Origin of the sequence: Pseudomonas fuscovaginae SE-1 (assembly GCF_000364705.1) — a bacterium.
GTDB lineage: Bacteria > Pseudomonadota > Gammaproteobacteria > Pseudomonadales > Pseudomonadaceae > Aquipseudomonas > Aquipseudomonas fuscovaginae_A.
Window position 1 is genome coordinate 1 of the sequence record NZ_AQOH01000006.1, and the last position, 7932, is coordinate 7932.

The 7932-nt window shown below is 56.7% G+C and carries 8 protein-coding genes and 1 pseudogene; 4 read left to right on the forward strand and 5 right to left on the reverse strand.

All coding sequences use genetic code 11. The features are described from left to right. Nucleotides 1–112 precede the first annotated feature (112 nt). Genes K675_RS0100835 through K675_RS0100845 form a run of 3 tightly spaced genes read right to left on the reverse strand, consistent with a single transcriptional unit; the run spans nt 113 to nt 2254 of the window. Nucleotides 113–631 carry a carboxymuconolactone decarboxylase family protein gene (locus K675_RS0100835; protein WP_017901611.1) on the reverse strand — a complete coding sequence of 173 codons (519 nt, stop codon included), beginning with the start codon at nt 629–631 and terminating at the stop codon, nt 113–115. Nucleotides 632–669: 38 nt separating this feature from the next. Next, nucleotides 670–1434, reverse strand: coding sequence for an SDR family oxidoreductase (locus K675_RS0100840; protein ID WP_017901612.1), 765 nt, complete (start codon nt 1432–1434; stop codon nt 670–672). A gap of 25 nt (nt 1435–1459) precedes the next feature. Further along, complete coding sequence (locus K675_RS0100845) at nt 1460–2254, reverse strand: SDR family NAD(P)-dependent oxidoreductase (RefSeq protein ID WP_017901613.1); 795 nt, start codon at nt 2252–2254, stop codon at nt 1460–1462. A 105-nt stretch (nt 2255–2359) separates the two neighbouring features. Here K675_RS0100845 and K675_RS0100850 point away from each other — a divergent pair, with 105 nt between their 5' ends. From K675_RS0100850 to K675_RS30255, 4 genes are all read left to right on the forward strand, one after another. After that, complete coding sequence (locus K675_RS0100850; RefSeq protein ID WP_017901614.1) at nt 2360–3304, forward strand: GlxA family transcriptional regulator; 945 nt, start codon at nt 2360–2362, stop codon at nt 3302–3304. A 65-nt stretch (nt 3305–3369) separates the two neighbouring features. Then, on the forward strand, nt 3370–3918 hold the full coding sequence (locus K675_RS0100855; protein ID WP_026144803.1) for a TetR/AcrR family transcriptional regulator: 549 nt from the start codon (nt 3370–3372) through the stop codon (nt 3916–3918). A 164-nt stretch (nt 3919–4082) separates the two neighbouring features. Further along, the gene (locus K675_RS0100860; protein ID WP_017901616.1) at nt 4083–4943 is read left to right on the forward strand and encodes an N-acyl homoserine lactonase family protein; all 861 of its coding nucleotides are present in this window, start codon (nt 4083–4085) and stop codon (nt 4941–4943) included. 123 nt (nt 4944–5066) lie between these two features. Then, nucleotides 5067–6287, forward strand: coding sequence for an MFS transporter (locus K675_RS30255; RefSeq protein ID WP_017901617.1), 1221 nt, complete (start codon nt 5067–5069; stop codon nt 6285–6287). Between the two features lie 384 nt (nt 6288–6671). On the opposite strand, the gene K675_RS0100870 is transcribed toward K675_RS30255, so the two are convergent. Further along, the gene (locus tag K675_RS0100870; protein WP_017901618.1) at nt 6672–7604 is read right to left on the reverse strand and encodes a LysR family transcriptional regulator; all 933 of its coding nucleotides are present in this window, start codon (nt 7602–7604) and stop codon (nt 6672–6674) included. Between the two features lie 235 nt (nt 7605–7839). After that, a pseudogene (locus K675_RS32830) lies at nt 7840–7932 on the reverse strand (hydrolase); the annotation flags it as partial.

The following is a 7932-nucleotide window of genomic DNA, read 5'->3' on the forward strand; positions in this document are numbered from 1 at the left end:
AAGAAAAACTCAATTCTGTGTCCGGGAATTGTTGACCACTACAGGTTGAGGCGATCAGCCGTTCAAGTAACGGCTGATCGCCTTAGGGGGGAGCGCACACGTCGCTCAGGCGTCAGATCGCTTTCGGTGGGAAGTCGATGTCTGTTTTCGCCACGTTGTTCAGGTAGTTCGTCAAGGTCAGCAGCGAGACCTGCGCGATAACGTCGACGATTTTTGCATCGTCCAACCCAGCTTCCCGTGCGATTGAGAGATGCTCGTCACTCACTTGGCCGCGGCTGAGCGTGACAGCCCGAGCCAGTGCAGCGACTCCGTTCAGCGTGCCAGCGCGCGCTGCCAGCAGATCATCAGCGCTCAGTCCGGCCTTCCCACCGAAGAAGCTGTGAGCCGCGACGCAATAATCGCATCCGTTAACTTCCGAGGCCGCCAGTGCCGCCACTTCACGTTCGGCAGGTGTCAGGCTGTTCTTGCTCAGCGCCTGTGCCAGAGCGAGATATCCTCCCAAGGCTGCTGGCGAGTGAGCCAGGGTAGCGAAAGCGTTAGGGATAAAACCCAAGCCTTTTTCAATGCCCTGAAGAGCAGTGCGCGCAGCGGCTGGAGCTTGGTCAATGGTCAAAGCAGCAATTCGGGTCATGATTTTGCTTCCTTCTAGGCTGTCCAATGCGTTTCTGTTCAGGCGACAGGGATAGGGTTTTCGGCCAGAGCCTGGTTGAACTGGTTGATCAGTTCATGCTCGTTTGGCCCTTGGTTGGCGCGCACTGGGACGACGCGGTCAACCAGGACTTCGGTTGTCGCTGTCTCCAGTTTTTCCAGGGTTTCCTGGATGAATTCGTCCAGCGGCATGGCGCGTTCATCACCACTTTTGTGGATCAAATCGGTGTCGACCCATGGCGGTGCGATTTCCAGTACCTTGACGCTGGTATCGCGCAGGGCAAAACGTTGCGACAGCGAGTAGGAGTGAATCGCGGCTTTGGTCGCCGAGTAGAGGGCTGTCGCGGCCAGTGGCAGATAGGCCAATACCGAGCTGTTGTTGATGATGTAGGCATCAGGTTGGCGCTTGAGGTGTTCTACAAACGCTGCGCTAACACGCACCGGGCCCAGCAGGTTGGTCTGGAGCAGCCCTACAGCCTGCTCATCGTCATAATCGCCAGAGCCTGGGTTGTCGAAAGGCATGATGCCGGCATTATTGATGATGACGTTCAGCGAGGGATGGCGACGGATAACCTCTTGTGCGACATCCTTGATCTGCTGGGGATCATTGATATCAAGCTGAACGGTGTCGATGCCGGGATTGGAGTTGGCGATTTCATCCAGCAGCGATTGGCGTCGGCCTGCGATGATGACCTTGTTTCCACGCTGGTGGAACGCTTCGGCCAGAGCGCGGCCGATGCCCGAGGTACCGCCAGTAATGAAGATGGTGTTTGCGCTAGTTTTCATGATTTGTATCCTTTCAATTGATTGATTAAACGTCGTAACGCGGGGCGAGTTTGTTGCTGGAGAGATGTCCGAACAGCGCCTTGCGGCTGCTTTCGTACAGCTCGAAATGCTGTATGTCCTGCATGGACGGGATGGAGATCAGGACACCGTTGTCGAAGTCTTGAAGGGCGCCATCTACCAGGTCGCTTGCTGACATCACGATGTTGGGATCAAGGTTTTCGACGGGCAGCCCCCCGATCTCCCAGAAATCGGTAGCCGTAGCTCCTGGCAGCACCGCCTGAACCCTGATGCCCTGTTCTGCCAGCTCTTTGTGCAGCGACTGAGTGAAGGCCGTGACGTAGGCTTTGCTTGCGCCATACACGCCATTCAGAATTTCCGGTGCCAGGCTGACGATTGATGAGATATTGATGATTGCGCCCTGTTGGCGAGCGATGAAGCCTGGAACCGCTGCGTAGGTCAGTCGAGTGAGTGCAGTGACGTTGAGGCTAATCATCTCGGCCATTCGCTCAACGTCGCTGTCCAGCAAACTGGTGTGAGTGCCGATGCCTGCGTTATTGACCAGCAGATTGATGCTGGCGTCTTCGCGCAATTTGCGTTCCACTCGCGCCAGGTCCGCTGCGTTGGCCAGGTCTGCGGGGAAGACTTCAACGCTCTGCTGGGTTTCGTTGGTGATGCGGCTAGCAAGAGCGTTCAGGCGATCACGATTGCGGGCGACCAGTATCAGGTCATAGCCACGTTGAGCCAGGCGGTCTGCGAAGATTGCGCCGATGCCGGTGGATGCGCCTGTGATCAGGGCGGTGCCTTTGTATTCCTGAGTCATGGTCCAGCTCCGTTGTTTGGGTGTGGAGCCATGATGCAAAAAAACAGATTTGTCTTAAACGACGCTTATGGTCGTGTTTTAGGACATCACAAATGGAGCAGGATAATGCATCGAATCGGCTACTTGGTCATAGACGGATTTCAGGTGATGTCACTGGCCACCCAGGCGGTTTTTGAATTCGCGAACATGGTCGCGGGCGAGCCTGTGTACCGGATTCAGAACTATTCGGTGTCAGGAGGGACCATTCGATCATCCCTGGGTATGCACATCGATACGCTGGCATTGGATGATCCAGGGCTTGCCGATAGCTGGATGATCACAGGGACACTCACTCCGCTTACGCCTCCCGCTGCTGAGGTTCTGTCCAGCGTGCAGGGATTTGCCCAGAGTTCAAGGCGCATCGCGGGCATTTGCACAGGAGCTTTCGTCTTGGCTCAAGCGGGTGTCCTCGATAACCGGCGTGCGACTACTCACTGGGCATATGCCAAGACGCTTCAAGGCATGCACCCGAGCATTGAGGTGGAAGAGGATCGGATCTTCATTGTGGACGGTCCTGTTTGGACCTCTGCGGGAATGACCGCAGGCCTCGACATGGCATTGGGGATGGTGGAGAAGGATTTGGGGACGGAGCTTGCCAGATCGGTAGCTCATAAGCTCGTCATGCACCAACGCCGATCGGGAGGGCAATCTCAGCACTCTGAGTTGCTTGCTCTCGCGCCCAAGTCTGATCGCATTCAAAGCGCCCTGGACTATGCACGTAAGCATTTGAACAGGGCATTGAGTGTTGAAGAGCTCGCGGAGGTTGTTCACCTCAGCCCAAGGCAATTCACGCGCGTCTTCACTGCCGAAACCGGTCAGTCCCCTGCGAAAGCGGTGGAAAGCCTACGACTAGAGGCAGCTCGGTTAATGATCGAGCAGAGCCGCCATAGCCTGGATACGGTAGCAAGGGAAACGGGGTTCAGGGATCGTCGACACATGCGCGAAGTATTTATCCGAGGTTTTGGGGTCCCCCCGCAAGCAGTCCGCCGCGATGCGAGGCGAGTCGGTTAGAAAACGCTTTCCTATTAAACCGAACGGTTCGATACTGGAGCATGTCGATCGTTTAGGTACCGAAAATGGGACGCCCTCGAAAATTCAATCGTGAGACGGTTCTGGAGAAGGCATTGCCCGTGTTCTGGCAGTACGGCTACTCCGGCACCTCTCTCCATCATCTTGAGCAGGCTACGGGCGTTAACAAGTCAGGCCTGTATTCAGAATTCAAGGATAAGGATGATCTGTTTCTGAGCGCTTTGGCGTATTACTACGCAAATCGCGGAGCGCCAGAAATCCTGACTGCCCAGCCGCAAGGATGGGCAAATATCGAGCGCTTTCTTCGGCTTGGCGACCCTCAAGATAACGGATGTATGGGCTGTTTTTCGGTCAATGCGTTACGTGAGTTCCCAGTGCTTTCCGACCAGGTCCGTCAACTGCTCGTGGATTGTCATCGTCGCTTGCTCCCGGAAATCGCTGACAACGTAAGGGCTGAGAAAACCCGACTGGCTCCAGAGGTTGTTGCGGACATCATCATGGTGTTTTTCTCTGGGGTGTGCGTTGAAAGCTGCTTGCCTGCTGATGGAACGGGCGATCGTGTCAACCATTTCATGGAAGCGCTGCGGGCTCTCTGAGCAGCATTCACCACTTTTTTGAACCGAATGGTTTTTTTCTCTTGCGCCTGCGTTTGGGTCGCCCTATATTGAACCGATCGGTTCTTAACAGGGCGGAGTAAGACAGCAATTACCCGTCCTGACCCTCTGTCTTAACCCAAGCGTCGCCTGCAAGGAGAATCACCATGGCACTGAAGATCCATCCAATTAACCTCGGAAACATGCAGATGGATTCGAGTGGTCTGGTCATGTTCCGGAACCCCGGCGAGCAAGTCACCATTCCTGTCCTGGGTTTTCTTATTACTGGAGGGGAGGAACCGATCCTGGTCGATACAGGGTCACGCAATGCCCAGCAGTATGAAGAATACGGACTCACGTACGAAGTAACGCCGCAAATGACGCTTGAGTACCATCTGGCCCAGCATGGGCTGCGGATGAAAGACATCCGGCACATCGTCCACACCCATGCTCATATCGATCACGTCGGCATGACCGATCTCTTCCCGATGGCGACTACAGTCGGTATCTCGCGTCGTGAGCTGGAGTTCGCTGCATCCGGCATCATGGGGCCGCTCATGTACACCGCGGCTGATACCAAGCATTTGATTGATCGTCTCCACACACGAGGCGCAATTCGCCTGTTTGATGTCGACGGCACGTTCGAAGAAGAGGTTATCCCTGGCATAGCAGTTCGACTGTCAGGTGGACACACCCCCGGCTCGATATCGGTCCTGGTCGAAACTGATGAAGGCATGGCGAATATCTGCGGCGACATCGCCTATGACATTCACGACCAACTGATTGAGCCCATTCTCGATCAAGCGTCACATGAGCCGACGATCACAGCGAATCGGGCCATGTCCATGCTGGATGAAAAGAAAGCTCTCAAGAGGGCGCTCGCAGACAGCAAATTTCTGCTGCCAAGTCACGACGCGCCTGCCTTGATCAAAGGCGGAAAAGTCGTAGGGCGTATGCTCGATGCCATTTCTAATCCCCATGCTGACGTTACAAAAGCGATCAACTATTCGCTTTTGGCCTCAGTGTGACGCATGGCTTTCGTCACCTTTGCACGTGCTCGCCCTTGGCGAGCCGTGCGGTTCGGGACTGGAACACTGGTTTTTGCGATGGGCGTATGCCTGCTGATCAACCGCTTACTGTGAGCACAAGTCATGAGCCAGATTCTGATAACCCCTGGAATAAGCGTTGCCAATGACGACAAGCAGCGTCTTGGCCCGCGGACTCGTTTTGGTCTGCTTGCCTCCATCACAGTGACCTTCCTGGCTGGATCCAGCGTACCTACGCCGTTGTATCCGATCTATCAGGACCAGTGGCATTTCACTGCGATGGGCATCAGCTTTATCTTCAGTATTTATGCCATTTCAGTACTCGCCGGACTGCTAGTGTTTGGTCGGCTGTCCGACTACGTCGGTCGTCGGTCAGTACTGTTGTGGACGACTGTTTTGCAATTGGTGGCCATGTACATGTTGGGTGTAGCTGATGGCTTCACGGATCTAGTGCTTGGTAGGCTGATTCAAGGCGTGTCGACAGGGGCTGCAGTTCCAGCGGTGGGCGCAGCCCTGATTGATCTCAACCACAAGCGCGGCGCGGTCGTGAATGCCCTCACACCTGCCATCGGCAGTGCTGTTGGGGCTCTGATGGGTAGCGTATTCGCACAGGCATTACCGTACCCCACTCATACTGTGTTCGCGGCGCTAGCTTTTATTTTGGTCATTCAGGGCGTGGGTCTACTCTTCATGAGGGATATCCGCGCAAGAATACCTGGGGCTGCCCGGTCACTGATGCCGCAATTCAGCATACCCGTGGATGTGCGCGGACCAATGATCATTGCATCGTCGCTATTCGTTGCTGGCTGGGCTGTCGCCGGTTTCTTCGCCTCAATGGGCCCCAGGTTAATTGAGCAGCTCTTTGCGCTACCTGCGTCATGGGCAGGCGGATTGGTGTTGGCTGCTTTCGCTGGGAGTGGGGTAGCTGCGATTGGGGCATTCGTTACTCGATCAATGCATACCTTGGCTTGGATTGGCGCACTGGGGCTGCTGATCGGTATGGCTATGGTCTTGGTTTCATTGATCACCGGTTCGCTCACTCCCTTTGTCTTTGGCGTGGTGATTTCAGGAGCTGGCTTTGGTGCCGGTTTTCAAGGTGGTATCCGACTGGTTTTATCCAAGTCACGCGCCGAGGAAGTCGCGGGTGTATTGTCCGTTGCCTTCCTCTGTTGCTACCTCGGTATGGGTGTTCCGGCGATGATCGCTGGGTACGCGGTAGCTAGCGGATACGGCATCTTCGATACCGCAATAGTTTTCGCCATTCTGGTAATGAGCCTTTCATTCATAGCGGTTTACAGGATGATAAGTGGTGGCAGTAAGGTATGACGCGAGTAGAACGTAGAAAAGGCCACATTAGGTGGCCTTTTCTATGTGCGGCTTCTGGTCAGCTGCTCAGCCACGAATGCCCCGATGTGCCGGGCAGTGGCGATGGGATATTGCATGTGAGGGCCGTGCCCGGTACTCGGTATGCTGAGTTGGGTCAGGGTTGGAAGTTGTTGGGTCAGCGCCTGCCAGTGCTCAACAGGGAATACGATGTCGTGATCACCACCTATGTGAAGAACTGGGACCCGGCTTTGCTTTTTTGTTGCCTGAACGCTCGCTTGCGCTTCGGAAGATGGAAGAGGAGCCAGAACCACACATTCCCGCGAATATTTCAGCCGTACCTGATTCTGGAAAAGCCGCTTGGCGCTACCGGGCGCTTGCGGCTGGTCAGGCGCCGGCTCCGTCGCTCCAGCCGGCCCGTTGCTCCATCAGGAAGTCGACGAACGCCTTGAGCCGCAGCGGTACGTGCCGGCCATGGGGATAGAGCAGGGTGAAGGGGCGTGAGCGGCCGGCGAAAGGTTGCAGTACTTCCACCAGCGAACCCTCGGCCAGTTCCTTCTCGACGATGAAACGATAGGTCTGGAACAGGCCGGCACCATGCCGGGCCAGGGTCACGCCGCCCAGCACATCTTCCGAGCAGCAGTAGCCGCTGTTGGCCAGCAGTTCGCGGTCCTGGCCATCCTCCCTGAACAGCCAGGTGATTCGCCGGCCGTTGCTGGGCAGTTCGAACTGGATGCATTCGTGGCGCTGCAGGTCATCCAGGTTGTGTGGCGTTCCGGCTCGACGCAGATAGTCGGGGCTGGCGACCACTACCAGCGCCGCATCCTCCAGGTGCCGGGCGATCAGCCCGGAGTCGGGCAGCACGCGCACGCGGATCGCCAGGTCGTAGCCTTCCTCGACGAAGTCGATATTGCGGTTGCTGATATGGGTTTCGACCTGTACCGCCGGATAGCGCGCGCGAAAGGTCGGCAGCAGCGGCAGGAGACGGTGGTGGGCGTAGGTGGTGGGGATACTGATGCGCAGCGTGCCAGACGGCTCCTGCTGTTTGCCCATGACTTCGCGCTGGGCTTCGGACAGTTGCGTCAGCGCCTGTCGACACTGCTCGAAGTAGGCCCGACCGCCTTCGGTCAGGCGTATGCTGCGGGTGGTACGGGTGAACAGTCGCACGCCCAGGCGTTGCTCCATGCGCGAGATCGAGCGGCTCACTGCGGCCGGGGTGACGCCGGCCACCGACGCGGCGGCGGTGAAACTGCCGGCTTCGGCGGCCAGGCAGAACAGCTCGATGCTGCCGAGCAGGATGTCATCGAATTGTCTTCGCATGCTTGAGGGCGCCAGGGATCGAATGGGTTTCACCAGTGAAATACAGCGACTTGCGTGCAGACGCAATCTTTCGGCAAAGGATTGGATGGGTGTTCAACTTCTTGGGGGCCGTCCAGATTGTGGGAGCCGCCCGGGCGGCGCTCCCACGAAGGAGGGTGGTGTCGGCTGCTGGCGTTTTGTCTGACCGCAAAAGCAAAAGACCCGCTCGGGGGCGGGCCTTGTAATTCAGGGTGGATTAACGGGCTGTCAGTGCCGCGTAGCTGTTCATCAGGTTGCGGTAGTTGGGGATCCGCTGCGACAGCAGGTTGCCCAGGCCTTCAATGTCGTT

Coding starts and splice junctions, on each gene's coding strand:
- K675_RS30255 (WP_017901617.1), top strand. CDS start 5,067: ATGAGCCAGATTCTGATAACCCCTGGAATAAGCGTTGCCAATGACGAC.
- K675_RS0100845 (WP_017901613.1), bottom strand. CDS start 2,254: ATGACTCAGGAATACAAAGGCACCGCCCTGATCACAGGCGCATCCACC.
- K675_RS0100860 (WP_017901616.1), top strand. CDS start 4,083: ATGGCACTGAAGATCCATCCAATTAACCTCGGAAACATGCAGATGGAT.
- K675_RS0100835 (WP_017901611.1), bottom strand. CDS start 631: ATGACCCGAATTGCTGCTTTGACCATTGACCAAGCTCCAGCCGCTGCG.
- K675_RS0100855 (WP_026144803.1), top strand. CDS start 3,370: ATGGGACGCCCTCGAAAATTCAATCGTGAGACGGTTCTGGAGAAGGCA.
- K675_RS0100850 (WP_017901614.1), top strand. CDS start 2,360: ATGCATCGAATCGGCTACTTGGTCATAGACGGATTTCAGGTGATGTCA.
- K675_RS0100870 (WP_017901618.1), bottom strand. CDS start 7,604: ATGCGAAGACAATTCGATGACATCCTGCTCGGCAGCATCGAGCTGTTC.
- K675_RS0100840 (WP_017901612.1), bottom strand. CDS start 1,434: ATGAAAACTAGCGCAAACACCATCTTCATTACTGGCGGTACCTCGGGC.